The following is a 21,108-nucleotide window of genomic DNA, read 5'->3' as shown; positions in this document are numbered from 1 at the left end:
CTTTTAGATTCTCGACCTTTTATTTTAGTATTCATGTTATCTCTGAGTTTTTTTAATCGTCTTTTTTAGTTGTTTTTGTAGCGATAATAAAGTTGGTTAACTCTAATGCACTGGTACTCAAGAAGACTGCTCCGTAACCAAAGGCACTGGAAATTCCCGATCCTAATAATGGCCCAGTAACATTTCCGATTGCCTGGAAGGATTGATTATATCCAAATATTCGACCGGTTGATTCGTGTGGTGAATTTTTAGCAATCAATGTTTGCACTTGTGGTAACAATGCTGCATCAGAAATTCCTACGACAAATCTAAGCAACATTAATTGGTAGACATTAGTTACAAATCCTTGAGGTAAGTAAACTAGAAACGCTAGTAATAAACCGGCAAGAATAATTTTTTGCGTACCAATTTTATCTCCCAATGCTCCAAATCTTGGCGCAGCAACTACTGTGGCAATTCCGGGAATCGCGGCAACAATTCCACTGATGAAGGCGACATTGTCACCACCACCTAGAAGTTGGCGAACATAGAGACTCAAGATGGGATTGATTGAGTTATTGGAGGCTTGAATAATCATGGTAGTAATGAACATACCAAAGATTACTTTTTTATTTTTTAATCCGCCGAATAATTCCCGAGCACTAATTTGATCTTTCTTTTCAACGGGAGTGAATTTTTCGTGAACAAAGAATAGGGATAACAAGAAGGCTATGAACAAGACAACTCCGGTGATCATAAATGGTATTCGATAACCATAGATCTGAGCAATTGCTCCACCTAGCATTGGCCCAATTAAGGCTCCTGAAACGTTACCGGTGGTCAAGGTTCCTAAAGCACGACCACTTTCTTCTTTAGGAGTAGTAGTCGCGATTAAAGTATTGGCATTACTGATAAATCCAGAAAAGACTCCTTGTAGTGTTCTTAGAAGTAGTAATTGATAAACATTTTGCACGAATGCACTTAATGAAATTACAATTGCCATTCCAAGAGCCGCTCTTAACAGCATGACTTTTCGACCACGACGATCGGCAATTCTTCCCCAAATTGGTGAGATAAAAGCCATAACCAAAAAAGTTGATGAGAAGATAAGTCCTGACCAAAGATTTAATTGTGTTTTGGAAAAGTTTCCAAGTTCATCAATATAAAGCGACATAAATGGGGTAATCATCGAAAATCCGATTCCCACCATAAAGTTACCAAACCATAAAACTTGTAGGTTCCTTTTCCATTGCGGTTTTGTTTTTGAAAAGAAATTAGAAATACGTCCCAAAAGTTTCGCCTCCATTTCAAATTTCTTTTTTATTTGAATTTCTACAACAAATGTAAGTATAATGTTGTAGAATTCGTTTAAGGATTATTTAAGTATAGTACAAATTTTATTAGGAGTACAAATTAATGAAACTAACAGTCAAAGAAGTAATCACGGCTTTGCACTTAGAACAAGAAACAAAAAATGATGATGCGATTGTAACTAACGTCAGCTTCGATAGTCGTAAGACCACGGAAAAATCGCTATTTCTACCATTAACTGGGGAAAGAGATGGACATGAATTTATTTTGAATGCTCAAGAATTAGGAGCAAGTGCCAGCTTTTGGCAAAAGGATCATCCTGTTCCTGAAGGTGTAGAAATCCCACTAATTTATGTTGACGATGTGTTAGTAGCCTTACAAAATTTGGCAAAATATTATTTAAATAAAGTTAATCCTAAAGTAGTGGCTATTACCGGAAGTAATGGTAAGACTACTACCAAAGATATGGTAGCATCGGTACTACACTCAGAAATGAATGTAGTATCAACATTTGCCAACTTCAATAATGAAATTGGTGTCCCTGTCACCGTCTTAAATATGGAAACCAATACCGAAGTTTTGGTAGTAGAACTAGGAATGGATCGCCCTGGACAAATTGATGCCTTGAGTGCGTTAGTTGAACCAGACATCTCTGTAATCACTATGATTGGTGAAGCTCATATTGAGTTCTTTGGAACTCGTGACAAGATTGCCGATGCCAAATTTGAAATAACTAATCATCTTCGTGAATACGGAACATTTATTTACAACGGCGATGATCCAATGGTTAGAGAAAAGGCTGAAAAAGTCCCTCAAAGGCAGGTTACTTTTGGATTTGAAGATAAGAATGACATCTATCCAATCCGTGAGGCTAGTGAAAAAACTACTACTAGTTTTGAAGTTAACATTTATGACGACACAACTTTTGAATTGCCATTAATGGGTGATTACAACGTTAATAACGCCATGGCTGCGATTGCTGTTGCCAAAGAGTTTGAAATTCCGGAGTTAGAGATTCAAGAACAATTGAAGAATTTCGAACCTACGAAGAATCGTACCGAGTGGAAAAAAGCTTTCAATGACGCTGATATTTTGAGTGATGTCTATAATTCTAATCCAACTGCAGTTAAAGACGTTCTAACTAACCTCAAAAAAGTTGATGTCAAAGGACGCAAAATTGCAGTATTAGGAGATATGTTGGAACTTGGTGAGCAATCACAAGCCATGCACGAAGCGATTGCTGACTATCTTGAACCCAACGAATTTCAAGAAGTATATTTAGTTGGTCCTGATATGAACTACCTAAAACAAAAATTAAGTGATAAATATGATCAAAGTAATTTAAAACATTTTGACAAAGATCAACTAGTTGAATTAGCTACAGCTATTAAAGCAGACTTACAACCAGACGATTTGATTTTATTAAAAGCCAGTCACGGAATTCATTTAGAGAACGTAGTTGAACAAATTCAATAATCGCTATTTACTTGATATTATCGCCTTTCAGTGATAGTATTATTTAGTGCGTTTTCAGAAAGCAATATGAAAATAGTTCAAAAAAATATCCAGGAGGAAAACATTTGAAATTTAGTGAGCTCGATTTAAGCCCTGAAATTTTAAAAGGAATTCAAGATGCAGGGTTTGAAGAAGCTACTCCTATCCAAGCAGAAACAATTCCTTTGGTCGTTAAAGGAATCGATGTCATTGGTCAAGCCCAAACCGGAACCGGAAAAACCGCCGCATTTGGTCTACCTTTGCTAGACAAAGCAGATACCAAAGACAATCATATTCAAACATTAATTATTTCACCAACGCGTGAATTAGCAATTCAAACTCAAGAAGAGTTATATCGGTTAGGTAAACCTAAGCGAATCAAAGTACAAGCCGTTTATGGTGGTTCAGATATAAGAAGACAAATTAATAATCTGAAAAATCATCCTCAGATTTTGGTAGGTACACCAGGACGACTACTAGATCATATCAATCGTAAAACCGTACGTTTAGATCATGTTAGCACCATCGTTTTGGATGAAGCTGATGAAATGCTTGATATGGGATTCATCGAAGATATTCAAAGTATCTTAGAAACTGTTCCTAATGAACATCAAACATTATTGTTCTCAGCAACGATGCCTAAGCCAATTTTGAATATTACGAAACGCTTCATGAAAGATCCTGAAGTAGTTAAAATTAAGTCAAAAGAATTAACAGCTAAGAATATTAAACAATATTATGTTAAAGCTAAAGACTACGAAAAATTCGATATTATGACTCGAATTTTTGACGTTCAATCACCAGAATCATCAATTATTTTCAGTCGTACCAAACGTCGTGTTGATGAACTAACCAGAGGTTTACAAGCTAGAGGTTATAAGGCTGAAGGTATTCACGGTGATTTAACTCAACAAAAGAGAATGAGTGTCCTTCGTCAATATAAAGAAGGTAAGCTTGAATTCTTAGTAGCAACTGATGTTGCTGCTCGTGGGTTAGATATTTCTGGCGTTACTCACGTCTACAATTATGATATTCCGCAAGATCCAGATAGCTATGTTCATCGTATTGGACGTACTGGTCGTGCTGGTAAATCTGGTGTGGCGGTATCATTCATTACACCTAACGAAATGGGTTACCTTCGTACTATCGAAGAATTAACTAAGGTGCGCATGGAGCCGTTGAAGCCACCAACAGATCAAGAAGCTTTGGTTGGACAATTCAATTCTGCTCGGAGTGAAGTAATTGAGACAATTGAAAGTAACGATTTAGAAAAATATGCTGATTTTGCTAAAGACTTATTGAACCAATATACTGCTGAACAATTGGTTGAAGCATATATTAAGACAATTAGTAAGAGTGCCGAAGATATTCCGGTTAAGATTACTCCGGAACGTCCACTTCCATCTCGTAAGCAAAGTCATGGTCGTCGTAGCAATAATAACCACCGTGGTAATGGTAACAATAAAGGTGGCAAACGTTACGGTAATAAGAAGAACTATAATGACCGTGATCGTCGAAACAATAAAGATTCTAAACCACGTCGTTCTCGTGATTCTAAGCCAGCTAAATCTGGTGCTAAGAAGAAGAACCGTAGTTTCACAATCAGAACAAATGCATAGAATTGTGGTAAAATAGTGTATTCAAACGGGTACACTATTTTTTTGTGAGGAAATTTATGATAAAAGGAATTGGAGTCGACATTACTGAGATTGCTAGAGTCAAAGAAATGATGGAAAATCACGATCAATTTATTGACCGAATCTTGACTCCGGCGGAAAAGAAACAGTGTGAAGCTTTCGCAGATAAACGAAAAGTTGAGTATTTGGCTGCACGTTTTTCGGCCAAAGAATCATTCTCCAAGGCTTATGGAACTGGCATCGGTAAAGAAGTATCATTTCAAGATCTTTCAGTGATTGATAATGAGCTCGGCAAGCCAATCGTTACTACCGACAAAGTTACTTCACCAGTTCATATTTCAATTTCTCACACAGAAGATTTAGTATTCACGCAAATAATAATTGAGGAGTAGAGTAATGTTAAGTCCATCAATTCATCGACCTTCATATATCGAAGTGAATCTCGAAAACATTCGTCAGAATGTTAAAAATATCAAAGCACATTTAAAAAACAATGAAGAAATTTTTGCAGTCGTTAAGGCAAATGGATATAGTCATGGTGCTGTGGAAGCTGGTCGTGTGGCTATCGAAGCCGGAGCTACCGGGCTTTGTGTGGCAACTTTAGATGAAGGACTATCCTTAAGAGAAGCCGATATTATTGAGCCAATCTTGGTGTTAGGAGTTACCGATGTGAAATATGCGGCCTTAGCAGCGCAACAAAACATTTCGTTAACGGTAGCACAAACCGATTGGTTAAAAGAAGCAGCAAGAGAAAATTTTGCAACACTCAAGATTCATCTCAAAGTTGATTCAGGAATGGGTCGAATTGGGTTCACCAATCGAGAGGAATTGCTCCAGGCTTGCAAAATTTTGCAAAAAGACAATCACTTTGAAGCTGAAGGAATCTTTACTCACTTTGCAACCGCCGATGAAGTTGATGACAGCTATTTCCAAGAACAACTTCACAAATTTAAAAAAATAACTGCTGATTTACCAATTGACTTTAAATATAAGCACGTTGCGAACTCGGCTACGACTCTTTGGCGTGATGATTCAGGATTCAACATGGTTCGTTTAGGAATTGCTATGTACGGCTTGAATCCGTCAGGAAGTGCGATTGAATTGCCTTATGAATTAAAGACAGCTTTTAGTTTGCACAGTGAAATTGTCTTTATTAAGGAAGTGGAACCAAAAACTAAGATAAGTTATGGTGCTACATACGAAGCTCAAGCAGAAGAATGGATTGCTACTATTCCACTTGGCTATGCTGATGGATGGTTACGTCGCATGCAAGGATTTGAAGTTTTAGTTGATGGCAAGCGTTGCCCAATTGTTGGTCGAGTGTGTATGGATCAATTAATGATCAAAGTTCCTCAAAAATACGATGTTGGAACTCAAGTGACCTTACTAGGTAAGAACGGCAATGATACAATAACGATTGAATCGGCAGCAGAATATGCTGGAACAATTAATTATGAAATTATTTGTTCTCTGTCAGAAAGACTACCTAGAATATATAAATAAAAAAACTCTCATTGCTGAGAGTTTTTTTTATTGCAATTGTTTATTTAGCGCTTGTTCAATACTTTGTATGTCATTGCTAAATAATCGTGATCGGATAAAAATAGTTGGTTGTTTTAATTTCTTTATTTTGGGATCTGACGATGGGACGGTACTAAGAACGATATCGGCAGACTTGATATTTGTTACAAAATTAATTTTGTATTTGTGGCTAAAAGTATAGCTTAATTGCTGTTTAATAGTATCTTCTAGTATCTCATTGAGGTCAGAGAGTAAAAATACTTTTACCTTTGGTAAGAAATAGTTAAACGGAAGAATTGATTGGAACAATAAGAAATTCAATCCAGTAACTGGTAAGAATCTTTGATGGGCTTTTTTAACGAATTCCTTCCAAAAAAGATAATACTCTTTTTGATGTTTAAGGGCAGCCGGGTCTAGATATCCATCAAAGTAATATAGCCAATCTTGTTGGGAAGCATCGGTGACCGTAAAGTTTCCAAAAACCGAAATAACGTATTGTTGTAATAGTTTTCGTTTCACATACTCACGCTGACGTTCAGATAGCTTTATGTAATCTCGTTCGAATAATTCAATCCAAATGTTAATGAAATTGAGTTTTTTAAATTTGACAACTTCAGCTTCATTCAAGGTAAATTTGAAATCAAAAATTCCTGAATGCCATAAGATTAACAGCAAAAATTGCCAATCGTATTGAGTCCAGCGCTCCAAAAAGTCTGGTTTTTCTGGCATTTGATGAAGATTAACAATTTTTTGCTCCAAATTATCAAATGAAACTTGAGTTTGATAATTAATACGCAAGCAAAAAATATACATCCAGATAGCTAATTGTTCATTTTTTATCCATGATAAAGGATGGTCAAGATAACGACCGACTCTTTCGGCAGCATTTTGATAGATGTCAGGTTGTTTTATCCAGTCAATATTTGAAATTTGACGATGAATTCCCCATAGGAAAATGAAGAAGAAAATTCTAATTTCTTTTTCTTCCCCTCTTAAATACAGATTTTTAGTTCCTGAGATATGGAGATTAAAAACTGAGATAGAGTCGTTAATTGCTCGAACCTTTCGCTGTAGTCCAGAAAAGCTAACTCCTAAGTTATCTTGTAAATCAGTCACGGAAACAACTTCGCTAATAATTAAACTCCGAATTATCTGGTAACTGATATCGTTTTTAAATAGGTAGATATAGAATAGATGAAAGTCGTTCGTATTTCTTTGCAAGCAAATTCCGCTATGCTTATTAATTACTATTTTAATTTGTGAATTTTGATCAGGATATAATAGGTTAAAAATTTCTTTTAGTTCTCGGCAAGTTTGTAAAATCTTGTTGGTACTGCCATGACCGATTTTAGATTGCAGTTCGGCAGTAGTAATAAATTTTGATTCTTGATCAAGAGTTTCCACTATTTCCCTTTTTAGAGTGGTCTCTTTTTCTAGTCCAAACATAATAAAGTTCCTCTCAATGAATATAATTCCCCATAAGAATATGATTATAAAATATAGTAGTCTTAAATTCCCTTTTTTCCAAATGTTATGCACTTTTAAGCGCAAAGTAGTTTTCAATTTAAGATAAATGACTCAAATTTGAAATATCTAAAAATGGTTTTCTGATATTTAAAATTTGAACTTTAAATAAATTGTTTACCTAGTAAAATATCGCATGGGTATTATTTCCACTTGTTAGAAATACTACGCCATAAACAAAAACGGGAAGGGGGATATGAAAATTTGAAAAAAAATTGGATTGTAATGCCAATTATTTTTCTTTTAATGTTTCTCACACTGATTGTGAGGGGGAGTCCGGTGTCAGCAGCTAGCAGCTCGGCTACTAGTAGTGCAAGCATAAGATTTTATGGGACTTTACCTAAGCCACCAAGTAATAACGGTTCAGGCAACGGTAATGGACATAATCGGCTTCCACAAACAGGTGAGCAACAAACGAGTTCGATAAGTGTTGCACTTGGTTACGCAATACTTATATCAACTGGAATTTGGTATTTCTCTGGTAGAAGGGGGGATACCGAATGACGAAGAAAATAATTTTTGGTTTGTTTTTGTTAATTGGTTTTTTTAGCAGTCAAATCTCGACCAATAGAGTTTTGGCTGATAGTACAGCAGACACAAATACAACTTTTAAATTAGTTAAAAAATCTACGGATAACTTAACTATGGCGACACCGCCGTCTTTTGACTTCGGTAGTCTCATGATCTCTAGTCAGCCAGTAGTGGCACAGAGTAAAGGAAGCGGAGATTTAAAAATTGCCGACTTAAGAGGCAGTGGCGCTGGTTGGAAAGTTCAAGTGCAAATGACCGACTTTGTTGATTCAGATAATCCTGCATTAGTTTTAACTGGTGCAAAATTAGAATTAGCACCAATCGGGATAAAAGCAGATGATGATAAAAATTCAACTGGCGTACCAAGTAGTAACAATATCGACGTAAATGATTCGTTGCAAACACTTATTGCAGCAAATACTGGTGAAGGTATGGGGGCCTGGACAGCAGATTTTGCGTCCAATAATTCAGCTCAACTAACTATTCCTGCAAACAGTAAAAAAGGTAACTATACTACGACAATTACGTGGGTATTATCAGATACACCATAAAAAAACATTTTAGGGAGAATATATAATATGAAAAAAACAGCGTTATTCGGAATTTCATTAATCGCAGTAGCAACACTAGCACAATCAATCTCAGTTTTTGCTGCAGATACAGCACCAGCACCAGAAACAACTACAGGTAAAGTAACACTTATGGATGATCCTAACTCAACTCACCCGGGTGGTGACGGCGACGGTGATGGTGGAGACACAGGACAAAAAGGACCTTTCACACTTGATCACACAGTTGACTATGATTTTGGAACACAAATGGTAACAGGAAAAGAAATGACTTTGAATGCTACACAAACAAAACCATATACACAAGTTACTGACTTACGTGAAAACAATTCTGGTTGGGTTCTATCAACTAAGATTACTGACTTCAAAACAGAAGATGGTACAAAGACACTTAAAGGTGCACAAATGACAATGCCAGCAGGTACTGCTGAAGCTGTTGATGCATCAAACACATCTGCTGCTCCAACAACATCAGAAGTTAAATTAAATGCTTCAGATGCTACATTGTTCACAGCTGCAAAAGATGCTGGTATCGGTTCATGGATGGACAAAATGTATGACACACCAACTACACTTTACATTCCAGCTGGTGCAACACCAGGTGCATACTCAGCAACAATTACTTGGACATTAACAGATGCTCCAAGTGGATTCTAATTTAATATTCAATAACTAATTATTTAAAATACAGGCGGAAAATATCATGAAAAAAATATCAATTGTTTCACTAACTTCAGTTAGTGCAGTATTACTATCATTAGGACTTTCAACTGCAACAACATTTGCTGATGCTTCAACAACACCAGAAGCTTCAACATCAACAGCAGTTATTACTTTTGATCCTAACTCAGGTTCAACAGATCCTTTGAACCCTGACGATCCTAACAAACCTCAAGATCCAAACAATCCTAGTGACCCAGCTGATCCTGATAACCCAGGAACTGGTAACAAAGGACCTCTATCATTAGACTACGTTTCAAACATTGTCTTTGGTACACACGAAGTTAATGGTAGTGAAGAAACATTCAACGCTATCAACAGAAACCCATACGTTCAAGTTAGTGATACAAGAGCTAACGCTGATGGATGGAACTTGACAGCTGCTATGACAACACCATTTACTGGTGCTGATGGCAAATCAAAACTTGCCGGAACAGTTATGAACTGGAAGAACGGTACTATTAAAGCTCCTTCAGCAAATGCTAATCCAGCACCAACAGCTACTGATATTGCATTAGATGCTGATGGAACAGCAGTTACAATGTTAAATGCTGATGCAACTAAAGGTCAAGGAACATGGTTGGATGTTTTTGAAGGTGGATCACAAGATCTTGCAACAGAAAACACAAACATTTCATTGACAGTTCCTGGTGGACAAGCAACTGCTCAAAAATATCAAGCTGAAATTACTTGGACACTATCAAACGCACCTAAATAAGCAGAACAATTGAGTAAAGTAATAATGGGATTTTAGATTTGGGAGGATCAAAAATGCGATTTAAAAAAATGTTAATATTGAGCGTTGTACTGGCTTGGTTCAGTATGTTTACGCCTTCTATGGTTGCTAATGCTGCAACTCAAAATAATGATATGGCTTATTCTGTTTCTGCCAAGTTACCAGCTTCTCAGATTAATCACGATGTTTCGTACTTTGATCTCCAATTAAATCCTGGTAGTAAAGAAACAATCTATGTACACATTAATAATTCATCTAATGAACGTAGTACTTTTACAATTAGTCCTAATCAAGCCACAACTAATAAAAATGGTGTGATTGACTATAGTAAACACAAAGGAAACAAAGATCGTTCCTTGAAAAACAAATTAGACAAAATTATTTCACCTGATACAAAAACAGTTACTTTAGAAGCTGGTCAACAAATGGATGTTCCGTTTGTAATCAACATGCCTAAGAAGGAATTCAAAGGAATTGTTTTGGGTGGATTCTATGTACAAAAGAAAGTTAAAGATACCAAAGCAAGTGACAAGAAAGTTATGATTAAAAACCGCTATGCCTTTGTGATTGGATTATCGATTCAAAACAAAAGTGATGCAGTGACTCCAGATTTGAAGTTGCTAAATGCTAAGGCTGGTTTAGATAATTCATATACAACCATCTTGGCTAACTTGCAAAATCCTAAAGCAACAATTATTCATAAACTAAATATCGATGCTAAGATTACTCCAAAGGGTCAAAAGAAGGTTTTGTACAAAACTTCAAAGACTCAAATGGCAATGGCACCTAACTCGAACTTTAATCTTCCAGTTTCATTGAACAAGAATGCAATTAAACCTGGAAAATACACCATGCACGTCAAAGCAAGTGCTGAAAACGGTGAGTACAAATGGAATCTCTCAAAAGATTTCACAATTAAATCAGACGAAGCCAACAAATTAAATGCTAAAGCTGTCGAAGTTAAAAAAGACTACACTTGGTTAATTTATGTAGGAATCGCTGTATTATTAATACTTATCGGTGTAATTGTTATGCTAGTTCTTAAACTAAAACGTAACAAAGAAGGTCAAGTTAAGGATACCGACAAATAGTTGTTTGGGGAGGTGAATTGATTGAAAAGATTAACAAAGTGGATTATTTCTTTGGCAGTATTACTATGTGTCTTTCCCAATAACTACATGCTTTTACAAGCGAAGGGAACAGATGTTACAACCCACGTAGCTAATTCTTCTAAGAAACAATCTGCGACTATAGATAAAAATAAACAAGCTACAACAGATGATACAGGCTTTCAAGATACTGAGACTGCTTTTGTCTTTGAAAACAGAGCAAAGTTGACTCTTTCAGTAAGCAAATCTGGTAGTGCAACTTCTACTTCAGTTGGTGATAAAGTCCATGTTGATGTTACTATTGAATCTTATACTAACGGAGATATGACTGGACATGAGAATAGTTCAATGATTATTCCTTATCCAAATGAAGTACAAGGATTTAAAATCACGACTCCAGGGACACTTCAAGCAAGTGGAACCAATAATATGAAGTTAGTTCCTATGGGAGGGAATGATCTTAGTACTGTCTTGTTATTCTACGAGGCTATTAAAGGAATTCCTTTAGGTTCAACTGATGGTTTTGCAACGCAATTCAATAATATCCCTACTTCAAAACAAGCGATTTTTGAAAACTTAAAAAAATCAGGTGATAAGGTTACTGCCAGTTATGACAGTGAAATTACTCCAGATGCTGTAGGGAAGGATTCCTTCACTATTGCCAGTGGTTTTTATGATAGTGCAAATGGTGGACAATTTACTGATGATTTGAGTGTTAATTTACCAGGTAACAAGATTACCGATTGGAATTTAACGTTAGACAATCCTGAACTTTCTATGACAGTTGACCCCAAGAACAGCAGTACTTTAATCAATGCCGCAAGTGGTAATTGGTCAAATTATTCTGGAAGTAAGACAGCTACCATGCAGTACCAAGTTGACAACGGTGCTAAGCAAACAATAGCAAGTTCTGATATCGATCAAACTAACAAAAAGTTCTCAACTAAATTTGATTTATCAAAATCAGATCAAACCATTGATAAAGATGGTGACCACATAGTTAAGTTCTTTACGACGATTGATGGAATTGTTCAGGAAGCCGATTTAACCGTCCATGTGACGATTAAAAAAGCTACTACACCACCAGTGTTGAAATTGAATCCAGCTGAAGTTCAAGTTGATGAAACTTCGAATGGACAGTACACCTTGAATGTTAAGGGAACATTTAACGATATTGATAGTTCAAAAGTTACTATTTTTGGTACTTATGCTGATAATTCTAATGTTGGCTTGACTAACAATACGTTTGATAATACTAATCAAGGAAAAGATAATGATTTTAGTCTTAGTTTTACCACCCCGGCTGGCAAACTAGTGCCAGGAACTAATCGACTAGTCTTTTGGGCTAAAGACCCTGACGGCAATATATCTCAAAAAGTTGATTTCAATGTAACTGTTAACCCTGTTGCAGCTAACGAACCACCAACTTTTACTCTAGATAGCACTTCAATCTTACTTGATAGTAAAACTAGTGGAACCTATGATTTTGTTCTTGCAGGAAAATTCACTGACAAAGACAGTGATTCTGTTAAGTTCACTTCTACGTTCAAAGATAACACTACGACCACTAGTGACTCTTTTGACAATACGACTAAAGGATCCCCCGTTCCTTTTAAAATAAATATGTCAGTTCCTGTAGATAAATTGAATAATGGTAACAATAGTATGACAGTGGTAGCAACAGATTCTGATGGTGGAAAATCCAGTGTCATAACTGTTAAATTCACTATGCAAACTAGTGAACTAAAATTTGCTACGGTAGCAAGTAATTCGTCATTTAATGATGGAATTCTGGCTTCAGGTACAGGTTATAGTTATCATGCGAAAGATTGGCAAGTAGATGTAAGTGACACTGTGACTAAGCCAGGCGCAACCCCAACTTGGAAGTTACAAGCCACACAGGATCAAGCATTTATTGATTCAACTACTAACAAACAACTTTCAACAAATATGCGTTATAAGAATCAGGCTGGAAATTATATTTCACTTTCTGTTGGAAAACCAGTAGATGTTGATATGGTAAAAAGTTCTGATGATGAAACGTTGTATCAATTAGGATGGACAAGCCTTGATGGATTCCAATTACCGTTCAGATCTTATGAACATACTGGTAATTATCAATCTAAGGTTACATGGACTCTAGTTGATGCTCCATAGGTATTAAAAAAACCACTTCGAATTTGAAGTGGTTTTTTAATTATCTTCACTACTTAGCACGGTCCCTGATTGAAGGTCATCAACCTCAATAACTTTAAAGCCTTTACGGTTTAATTTTTTGGAAATTTTTTCAAGGATTTCGCTAGATGTTCCAATTGGCAAAGTGAAAAGTGTTCGACGTTTAACGCCAACATCTTCTTTTGCATCAAGGGTCATACAACCGCCGATAGAAACATACTTGCCAATTATTTTGGACATTAATGCCAAATCGCCTTGTTTCCCATCTGACAGAACAGTTAAAACATAACTACTCAAGTTCATGTTCCAGGCATCGGAAAGCATGTCTAAAAGTTTGGAGTGAGTCAAGATTCCAAAGAAAGTATTTTTTTCATCGAGTACAGCGATGTAAGGTAAATCTTTGATGTTGAAGAAAACCTTGAAGAAAGGTGAATCAATTTGAATTGTTTTGGTAGTATTCTTTAATAGATCAGTTACAGGAAGTGACATATCACCACCATTTGCCTTATGACGATAGATATGTGACTTATAAATATTTCCCCGAAAAATTTGGCCTGTTTTATCTAAAATAGGAACGCAACGGTACCCGGACTTTTCTAAAACGTCTAAGGCGTCTTGGATAGTATAGTCTGCTTGAACGGTAGTTAATTTATCTTTTTTGATAACTAGAGATTCAATAAGCATTATTTGTAAACTCCTCTAGAGTATTTTAAGTAGATTTTAATCTCTCCAATTAATATTAGCATAAAAATGTTTGTAATGCCTTAAACTATCGAATTTTGCAGATTAAAAAAATGTTAACAAAAAAAGAACTTAATCTAAATTAAGTTCTTTTTAAAAATTATCTTTTAATATCTGTTGCTTTGAATCCATCTTCAATAACTTTTTCCAAAGCTGTTGCAGATTCTTGCATACGTTTTGTTTCTTCTTCGTTCAATGGAATTTCAAGAACTTGTCTCAAACCGTCTTTGTTAACAACAGCAGGAGTACCAACGTAAAGATCGTTTAGTCCATATTGACCATCCATGTATACGGATAATGGAAGGACAGTGTTTTCGTTGTTAAGAAGAGCACGACAGATACGAGCCAAGGCTGTACCAACACCGTAGAAAGTAGCACCTTTACCACTGATGATTTCGTAAGCGGCATTAACGGTACGTTTTTCGATTTCTTCAAGTCTTTCATGTGTGAAGCTACCAGGATGAGCGGCCATCCATTCTTTAATAGTTAGACCACCGATTGTAACGTGTGACCAAGCAGCGAATTCTGAATCACCATGTTCACCTAAGATGTAAGCATGAACTGAACGAGGATCAACTTCAACTTCTTCAGCCACGAATTTACGTAGACGGTTAGAATCAAGAGAAGTACCTGAACCGATAACACGGTGTCTTGGGAAACCTGAAAGTTTCAAGGTTGCATATGTCAAGATATCAACAGGGTTAGCAGCAACCAAGAAGATACCATTAAATCCTGATTCAACAATTGGATTAACAATTGTTTTTAGGATGTTCAAGTTTTTGTTAACTAAATCTAGTCTGGTTTCACCTGGTTTTTGAGGTGCACCAGCTGTAATAACAACGATATCAGCATCAGTTGCATCTGAATATTCACCGCTTCTGATTGTCTTAGGGAATGTATACGGTACAGCATCAGATAAGTCCAATGCGTCCCCAACGGTTCTTTCTTTTGCAATATCAACGATTACGATTTCTTGAGCAATACCTTGTAAAGTCATAGCGTAAGCAAAAGATGAACCAACTGCGCCATCACCAACAAGAATTACTTTTTGGTGGTTCTTTGAGTTTGTAGATGTCATAGAATTAGGCCTCCTAGTATTTTACATCAAGGACTATTATACTGTTTTTTTGGCCGTAAAAAAAGGTGAAAATTGTAATTAAAGAATTGTTACATGATATAATATTTAATATTGAAATGGTGGAATTAACATGAAATTAATAGTTGGTTTAGGTAACCCAGGAAAAAAATACGAAAACACAAAACATAATATGGGTTTTTTAGTAATCGACAAACTAGTCGAAGAATTTGGTGAACCGTTAAATAAAAATGATTTCGATGCCAAATATTGTCGTTTTAAATATAAGGGAGAAGATATTTTTCTCGTTAAACCTCTAACGTATATGAATGATTCAGGTCGTGCCGTTGGCATGTTAATGGCTTATTTTCAAATTCAAAGAGATGAGCTGTTAGTGATTCAAGATGACATGGATTTACCAATTGGTAAGGTTAGATTACGCCCTAAAGGTTCAGCCGGTGGGCATAATGGTATCAAGAGTATTATCAACAGTGTCGGTGGAAATGACTTCAAGCGAGTAAAAATCGGTATTCAACATCCAGATAAGAAGAGTGTGGTTGACTGGGTATTAACACCGTTTAGTAAAGATGAACAAATTGAAGCTTTGAGTGGGTTAGATAGAGCAACTGAAGCAATCGTTGATTGGATCAAGAACGATAATTTTGAAAAAGTCATGAACCAATACAACTAATAAAGAGGAATAAATTGAACTTAGTCGAAGAATTCTTTCATAATCAACAAATTCAAGAATTTGTAAATAAAGTCGAAGATAATACCAAAAGTTTATTGACCGGATTGTCAGGATCCGCAAATACGCTTTTTTTTGCTGGATTGTTGGGCAAGAAACAACAAATTTTAGTGGTAGAGAACACCAATTTTCATGCCAATCAGACCTTTGATGACTTGAATCGAGTATTAGATGAAAACTTAGTTCATCTTTTTCCGGTTGAAGAAGGTATTGCTACTGAAGCCGCAATTGGTTCTTATGATTCCTTGGCACAAAGATTAGATGCTTTGAATTTTTTGAATTCCGATGAAGCAGGAATTGTGGTTACAAGTGTGGCGGGGTTAGAGTACGTCATTAGCTCTCCTGAAGAATTTAATGCAGCCAAAATAACTTTTGAAAAAGATTCCGACTATGAATTAACCAGTCTCCCTGAGATGTTGACAGCTATGGGTTACGAACGACAAAGTATCGTTGCTAAGCCAACGGATTTTGCTATCCGTGGAGATATTGTCGACTTATATCCATTGAATTTGGATAATCCTATTCGAATTGAGTTTTTTGGTGATACAGTTGATAGCATTCGTTATTTTGATGAAAGTACGCAACTAAAAATTAGTGATATCGATTCTGTAGAAGTGATTTCGGCCACCGATAGGATAGTCCAGTTAAGTGAACTGCCTAGTGTTGCTTCAAAAATCGAGACTGACTTACAAGCAATCTTACAAAAAACTGATAGTGAAGAACTACAAAAGAATTTAACTGAGAATATTTCGCCAATTATCGAAAAACTCAAACAAAGAATTATTCCCGAAAAACTGGGTGTTTTTGTTGATTATGTTTATCAAAAGAAACACTCTATTTTGGATTACTTGGATAATGATGATGTCTTGATTTTCAACGATTATAATCGTTTGATTGATCAAATGAATGAGAATGCTCAAGATCAAGAAACGTGGTTAACAGCACAGATGGAAATGGGTAAGGCATTACCTAATCAAGTTATCCGTCAACGTTTCATGAATGTGATTAAGGGTGATGCACATCAACAAATTTATTTGTCGATGTTACAAAAGAGTCTCGGAAAATTAAAACTCGATCAATTAGTAAACTTGCGTGTCAGAAGTATTCCCAAGTTCTTTAGCCAAATGCCATTAATTCGAAGTGAAGTTAATCGTTGGCAAAAAGAAAATAACACGATTGTATTTTTGATTGAAAATAACCATCGAATTCAAAATATTCAAAACACGCTGGCTGATTTTGAGGTTAAAGCAACTTACAATCGGGATGGCCAAATTGAAAAAAAAGCGACACAGATTATTCATGGATCACTTGCTAATGGATTTGAATTTAATGATGAGAGTTTAGTCGTAATTTCTGAAGCCGAACTTTTTAATAAGGTCTCGAAGAAACGTCGTCGACCAAGTCTAAACAATGCTGAACGAATTAAGAGCTACAATGAATTGAAGCCGGGTGATTACGTTGTCCATGTGAATCACGGAATTGGTAAATTTACCGGTATTCAAACCATGGAAGTTGACGGCAAGTTCCAAGATTACATTACGGTTGAATATCGTGATGGTGGCACAATCTATGTGCCAGTTACACAGTTAAACCTAGTTCAAAAATATGTTGCTTCAGAAGGAAAAACTCCTAAGGTAAATAAATTAGGTGGAGTTGAATGGCAAAAAACTAAGAGTAAAGTCCAAAATAGTATTGAAGACATTGCGGATGACTTAATTGATTTATATGCGAAACGAGAAGCAGAAGTTGGTTTTGCTTTCTCAAAAGATGATGAGATGCAGCGTGAATTTGAAGATAGTTTTGCCTATCCAGAAACGCCTGATCAAATTCGTAGTGCTGATGAGATTAAGCACGATATGGAACAAAAACGTCCCATGGACCGCTTGTTGGTTGGGGATGTTGGCTTTGGAAAAACCGAAGTCGCGCTAAGAGCAATTTTTAAAGCAGTTGAAAATCAAAAACAAGCAGCATTTCTGGTGCCAACAACAATCTTGGCACAGCAACATTTCGAAACTATGCAAGAACGTTTTGCACAATTTCCCGTTAATGTTGCTATTTTGTCGCGCTTTCAAACAGCCAAACAAATTAAAGAAACCGTCAAGAATTTGAAAAACGGTACAATTGATGTAGTTGTTGGGACTCATCGTTTATTATCAAAAGATGTTGAGTTTAAGGATTTAGGACTATTAATTGTTGATGAAGAACAACGTTTTGGGGTTAAACATAAGGAACGTTTGAAAGAATTGAAATCACAAATTGATGTTCTAACTTTAACAGCTACTCCAATTCCTCGAACTTTAAATATGTCGATGCTAGGAGTGCGTGATTTATCCGTTATTGAAACACCACCAAGTAATCGCTACCCAATTCAAACCTATGTAATGGAACAGGATGCTTCTGCGATTGCTAGTGCAATCAATCGAGAAATGGAACGGAATGGACAAGTTTTTTATTTACATAATAAGGTTGATGATATTGAACGAACGGTTGCTCAAATTGAGGCACTAGTACCTGATGCCAGAGTTGCGTATGCTCACGGACGAATGACTGAAGTTCAATTAGAAGGAGTTATTTATGACTTCTTACAAGGTGAATATGATGTTCTAGTAACGACCACCATTATTGAAACTGGTGTTGATATGCCAAATGCTAATACTTTGATTATCGAGAATGCTGATCGTTATGGCCTATCACAGTTATATCAACTACGTGGACGTGTTGGTCGTTCCAATCGTGTGGCTTATGCATATTTCACCTACAAACCTAATAAAGTCTTGACCGAAGTTAGTGAGAATCGTTTAGAAGCAATTAAGAACTTCACCGAATTAGGTTCTGGCTTCAAGATTGCTATGCGTGATCTCTCAATTCGTGGTGCGGGGAACTTATTAGGTAAACAACAACATGGATTTATTGATTCGGTTGGATATGACCTTTATATGCAAATGTTGACTAATGCGGTGAATAAAAAACGTGGTGTCAAAGAACAGAAAACCGTTGATAGTGAATTGAATCTTAAAATTGAAGCTTATATTCCGAGTGATTATATTGACGATGACCGACAAAAAATTGAAATGTACAAACGAATTAAGTTAATTGACTCGAAAGAAAGCGTCAAAGAAGTCCAAGCTGAATTAATCGATCGTTTTGGTGAAATTCCTGAACAAACTGAGGCGTTAATTCGAATTAGTTACATCAAGTCATTCTTAGATCATTCACAAGTAGAATCGTTAATGCGTAAGAATGACCAATTGATTTTGATATTATCAGTCGACATTTCAAGTCAATTAAGTGGCGAAGATATTTTTAAAGCCTTGTCCTTTACTAATATGAAAGCCAACGTTAAACAAGTTGATGATAAGTTTGAGCTTGTTTTCAAGGATGTAAACAAAGTCAGTGATAATGAGTTATTAGATCAGTTAGAAAGTTTTGTCAGTGGATTATATGAAATTACTAGTGCAAAAGAAAGTAGCAATCAATGAGTAATCAAATCAATCAGAAACTCTTAACCGGTACCTGGATGATGGCTTTTGCAGCAATTTTTTCAAAGATTCTGAGTGCTGTCTATCGAGTGCCATTACAAAATATGGTTGGCGACCATGGTTATTATGTCTATCAACAAATTTATTCAATTTATGGAATTTTTGGAGTGCTGTCATTAACGGGACTCCCATTGTTGATTTCTAAAATCTTCTCAAATAATTCTGAACTACAACTAAAACAGAATTTTCGAGATGTCTTTTGGCTACTAATGTATGTAGCAATCTTCTTGGTGATGATAATCCAAATTTTTGCTCAGCCAATTGCGCAAATGATGGGTGATAAGAATATTGCCGAGGAACTACGAGTAACGGCATTGATTTACCTATTGATGCCAATTGAAGCAGTAATTCGCGGTTATTATCAGAGTCGACTAGATGTGAAAGTTAGTGCCATGTCTCAAGTTATCGAGCAGATTGTGCGAGTGACATTGATATTGATTGTGGCCGTCTTGTTTACCAGAAATGCTTTTGATGTTTATGACATGGGAGCACTGGCCAACTTTGGTTCGGTAGTGGCAGCCATTGTTGCTAGCATTTACTTAGTAATCTTTTTCCTTCATCATAAGACAGTGAAGTTGAATCTTTGGCCAAGTTTTAATTGGAATCTTTCACAAAAAATCTTTGTCGAAGGACTAGGAATAATATTAGTTACAGGAATTCTAGTGTTCTTTCAAATGATCGATTCATTAACAATTGTTCCTGGACTATTAAAGAATGGCTATTCGGTAATGGATGCTGGTATTCAGAAAGGAATTTTTGATCGTGCACAACCGTTAGCCCAACTCGGAATTGTGGTGGTAGTATCATTCCTATCGGTCTTGGTGCCCGCTAAACAAGCTAACAAAGATCAAACAGTCATTAATCGAGTTTTGAAATTCTGTATCGGTTTGTCTTTAGCTGAAACAGTTGGGTTATGTCTGTTGATTAAACCAATCAATATTATGTTTTTTAAAGATACTAAAAGTTCTGATGTAATTGCGGTTTTCTTAATTTCAATTGCTTTATATTCGCTAGTTAATATTTTGGTAACCTTGAATGACAATCGTCATCACAAACTTATTCTGTTACTTATCGTGATTACATTAGTGATTAAAACTGTTCTCAATAACTTCATGATTCAACAATGGGGCTTGATGGGAGTTAGTTGGTCAACTAATATCAGTTTGGTGTTCCTATTAATAGCCATGCTTTTGATTAGTAATCGCAGCATTAAACAAGTATTTGTTCAGAATGGATTTATTTTCAAAGTTAGTTTTGCACTATTGGTTATGACATTAACAGTCTGGGGAGCAACCGAAATTTCATATCTATGGTTAAATGATTCCAGACTTGATAGTATAGTGGTAACAGTAATTGGGATTATCGTAGGTGTTTTAGTTTACGGAATAGTTATTTTGAAATTAAAAGTTTTTACTAAAGAAGAGTTAAGTGACCTCCCAATTTTGAAAAGGATAGTAAAATGAGATTAGACAAATTTTTAAAAACAAGTCGGATTATCAAAAGAAGAACAATTGCCAAAGACGTTGCCGATCAAGGAAAAATTGAAATCAATGGTCGAGTGGCAAAATCTTCTTCAAATGTAGTGGTTGGTGACAAAGTGACAATTCATTTTGCTACTAACGACAGTGTCTTTGAAGTGTTAAGTATTCAAGATTCTACCAAGAAAAATGACGCTGAGTTGATGTATCGCCAGTTATAA

The 21,108-nt window shown here is 35.9% G+C and carries 18 protein-coding genes; 14 read left to right on the top strand and 4 right to left on the bottom strand.

Features of this window, described 5'->3' with window-relative positions; genetic code table 11:
* Positions 1-52 precede the first annotated feature (52 nt).
* The gene (locus Q2T76_RS00885) at positions 53-1,270 is read right to left on the bottom strand and encodes a multidrug efflux MFS transporter (protein WP_302083221.1); all 1,218 of its coding nucleotides are present in this window, start codon (positions 1,268-1,270) and stop codon (positions 53-55) included.
* Positions 1,271-1,395: 125 nt separating this feature from the next.
* Here Q2T76_RS00885 and murF point away from each other — a divergent pair, with 125 nt between their 5' ends.
* From murF to alr, 4 genes are all read left to right on the top strand, one after another.
* Positions 1,396-2,766, top strand: coding sequence for a UDP-N-acetylmuramoyl-tripeptide--D-alanyl-D-alanine ligase (gene murF, locus Q2T76_RS00880; RefSeq protein WP_302083219.1), 1,371 nt, complete (start codon positions 1,396-1,398; stop codon positions 2,764-2,766).
* A gap of 104 nt (positions 2,767-2,870) precedes the next feature.
* Positions 2,871-4,403 carry a DEAD/DEAH box helicase gene (locus Q2T76_RS00875; RefSeq protein WP_302083217.1) on the top strand — a complete coding sequence of 511 codons (1,533 nt, stop codon included), beginning with the start codon at positions 2,871-2,873 and terminating at the stop codon, positions 4,401-4,403.
* 56 nt (positions 4,404-4,459) lie between these two features.
* A complete protein-coding gene (gene acpS / locus Q2T76_RS00870; RefSeq protein ID WP_302083215.1) occupies positions 4,460-4,813 on the top strand; it encodes a holo-ACP synthase in 354 nt (117 codons plus the stop codon).
* 4 nt (positions 4,814-4,817) lie between these two features.
* Positions 4,818-5,924, top strand: a complete 1,107-nt coding sequence (alr, locus tag Q2T76_RS00865) for an alanine racemase (RefSeq protein ID WP_302083213.1) — start codon at positions 4,818-4,820, stop codon at positions 5,922-5,924.
* Positions 5,925-5,951: 27 nt separating this feature from the next.
* On the opposite strand, the gene Q2T76_RS00860 is transcribed toward alr, so the two are convergent.
* The gene (locus Q2T76_RS00860; protein ID WP_302083211.1) at positions 5,952-7,388 is read right to left on the bottom strand and encodes a helix-turn-helix domain-containing protein; all 1,437 of its coding nucleotides are present in this window, start codon (positions 7,386-7,388) and stop codon (positions 5,952-5,954) included.
* 282 nt (positions 7,389-7,670) lie between these two features.
* On the opposite strand from Q2T76_RS00860, the gene Q2T76_RS00855 reads away from it, so the two are divergent.
* From Q2T76_RS00855 to Q2T76_RS00830, 6 genes are read left to right on the top strand one after another with little or no spacing between them, the layout of a single operon-like run.
* Positions 7,671-7,970 (top strand): LPXTG cell wall anchor domain-containing protein, encoded by a 300-nt coding sequence (locus Q2T76_RS00855; RefSeq protein WP_302083209.1) that lies wholly within the window; start codon positions 7,671-7,673, stop codon positions 7,968-7,970.
* The gene (locus Q2T76_RS00850) at positions 7,967-8,548 is read left to right on the top strand and encodes a WxL domain-containing protein (protein ID WP_302083207.1); all 582 of its coding nucleotides are present in this window, start codon (positions 7,967-7,969) and stop codon (positions 8,546-8,548) included. The genes Q2T76_RS00855 and Q2T76_RS00850 overlap by 4 nt, the downstream gene beginning before the upstream one ends.
* Before the next feature lie 27 nt (positions 8,549-8,575).
* Positions 8,576-9,223 carry a WxL domain-containing protein gene (locus Q2T76_RS00845; RefSeq protein WP_302083205.1) on the top strand — a complete coding sequence of 216 codons (648 nt, stop codon included), beginning with the start codon at positions 8,576-8,578 and terminating at the stop codon, positions 9,221-9,223.
* 46 nt (positions 9,224-9,269) lie between these two features.
* A complete protein-coding gene (locus Q2T76_RS00840; protein ID WP_302083203.1) occupies positions 9,270-10,004 on the top strand; it encodes a WxL domain-containing protein in 735 nt (244 codons plus the stop codon).
* 53 nt (positions 10,005-10,057) lie between these two features.
* Positions 10,058-11,113: a DUF916 and DUF3324 domain-containing protein gene (locus Q2T76_RS00835; protein WP_302083201.1), complete on the top strand. Its 1,056-nt coding sequence runs from the start codon at positions 10,058-10,060 to the stop codon at positions 11,111-11,113.
* A 21-nt stretch (positions 11,114-11,134) separates the two neighbouring features.
* A complete protein-coding gene (locus Q2T76_RS00830; protein ID WP_302083199.1) occupies positions 11,135-13,288 on the top strand; it encodes a hypothetical protein in 2,154 nt (717 codons plus the stop codon).
* A 36-nt stretch (positions 13,289-13,324) separates the two neighbouring features.
* On the opposite strand, the gene cbpA is transcribed toward Q2T76_RS00830, so the two are convergent.
* Both cbpA and Q2T76_RS00820 read right to left on the bottom strand, forming a co-directional pair.
* Entirely contained in the window at positions 13,325-13,990 is a 666-nt protein-coding gene (gene cbpA / locus Q2T76_RS00825; RefSeq protein ID WP_302083197.1) for a cyclic di-AMP binding protein CbpA, read from the bottom strand.
* A gap of 157 nt (positions 13,991-14,147) precedes the next feature.
* On the bottom strand, positions 14,148-15,125 hold the full coding sequence (locus Q2T76_RS00820) for an L-lactate dehydrogenase (protein ID WP_302083195.1): 978 nt from the start codon (positions 15,123-15,125) through the stop codon (positions 14,148-14,150).
* Positions 15,126-15,255: 130 nt separating this feature from the next.
* Here Q2T76_RS00820 and pth point away from each other — a divergent pair, with 130 nt between their 5' ends.
* Genes pth through Q2T76_RS00800 form a run of 4 tightly spaced genes read left to right on the top strand, consistent with a single transcriptional unit; the run spans position 15,256 to position 21,108 of the window.
* Complete coding sequence (gene pth, locus Q2T76_RS00815; RefSeq protein ID WP_302083193.1) at positions 15,256-15,813, top strand: aminoacyl-tRNA hydrolase; 558 nt, start codon at positions 15,256-15,258, stop codon at positions 15,811-15,813.
* Between the two features lie 14 nt (positions 15,814-15,827).
* A complete protein-coding gene (mfd, locus tag Q2T76_RS00810; protein ID WP_302083192.1) occupies positions 15,828-19,349 on the top strand; it encodes a transcription-repair coupling factor in 3,522 nt (1,173 codons plus the stop codon).
* Positions 19,346-20,872 (top strand): polysaccharide biosynthesis protein, encoded by a 1,527-nt coding sequence (locus Q2T76_RS00805; protein ID WP_302083190.1) that lies wholly within the window; start codon positions 19,346-19,348, stop codon positions 20,870-20,872. Before mfd ends, Q2T76_RS00805 begins: the two co-directional genes overlap by 4 nt.
* Positions 20,869-21,108, top strand: a complete 240-nt coding sequence (locus tag Q2T76_RS00800; RefSeq protein ID WP_302083189.1) for an RNA-binding S4 domain-containing protein — start codon at positions 20,869-20,871, stop codon at positions 21,106-21,108. Before Q2T76_RS00805 ends, Q2T76_RS00800 begins: the two co-directional genes overlap by 4 nt.

Origin of the sequence: Lactobacillus sp. YT155, assembly GCF_030504545.1 — a bacterium.
In the GTDB taxonomy this organism is placed as follows: domain Bacteria; phylum Bacillota; class Bacilli; order Lactobacillales; family Lactobacillaceae; genus BQUT01.
The sequence above is the reverse complement of the archived record's forward strand: the minus strand, read 5'-3'. Positions and strand labels throughout refer to the sequence as shown.

Excerpts from the sequence above, each read along its gene's own strand:
- Q2T76_RS00845 (WP_302083205.1), top strand. The coding sequence starts at position 8,576 with ATGAAAAAAACAGCGTTATTCGGAATTTCATTAATCGCAGTAGCAACA.
- Q2T76_RS00840 (WP_302083203.1), top strand. The coding sequence starts at position 9,270 with ATGAAAAAAATATCAATTGTTTCACTAACTTCAGTTAGTGCAGTATTA.
- Q2T76_RS00800 (WP_302083189.1), top strand. The coding sequence starts at position 20,869 with ATGAGATTAGACAAATTTTTAAAAACAAGTCGGATTATCAAAAGAAGA.
- alr (WP_302083213.1), top strand. The coding sequence starts at position 4,818 with ATGTTAAGTCCATCAATTCATCGACCTTCATATATCGAAGTGAATCTC.
- Q2T76_RS00805 (WP_302083190.1), top strand. The coding sequence starts at position 19,346 with ATGAGTAATCAAATCAATCAGAAACTCTTAACCGGTACCTGGATGATG.
- murF (WP_302083219.1), top strand. The coding sequence starts at position 1,396 with ATGAAACTAACAGTCAAAGAAGTAATCACGGCTTTGCACTTAGAACAA.
- Q2T76_RS00835 (WP_302083201.1), top strand. The coding sequence starts at position 10,058 with ATGCGATTTAAAAAAATGTTAATATTGAGCGTTGTACTGGCTTGGTTC.
- acpS (WP_302083215.1), top strand. The coding sequence starts at position 4,460 with ATGATAAAAGGAATTGGAGTCGACATTACTGAGATTGCTAGAGTCAAA.
- Q2T76_RS00850 (WP_302083207.1), top strand. The coding sequence starts at position 7,967 with ATGACGAAGAAAATAATTTTTGGTTTGTTTTTGTTAATTGGTTTTTTT.
- pth (WP_302083193.1), top strand. The coding sequence starts at position 15,256 with ATGAAATTAATAGTTGGTTTAGGTAACCCAGGAAAAAAATACGAAAAC.
- Q2T76_RS00860 (WP_302083211.1), bottom strand. The coding sequence starts at position 7,388 with ATGTTTGGACTAGAAAAAGAGACCACTCTAAAAAGGGAAATAGTGGAA.
- Q2T76_RS00820 (WP_302083195.1), bottom strand. The coding sequence starts at position 15,125 with ATGACATCTACAAACTCAAAGAACCACCAAAAAGTAATTCTTGTTGGT.
- cbpA (WP_302083197.1), bottom strand. The coding sequence starts at position 13,990 with ATGCTTATTGAATCTCTAGTTATCAAAAAAGATAAATTAACTACCGTT.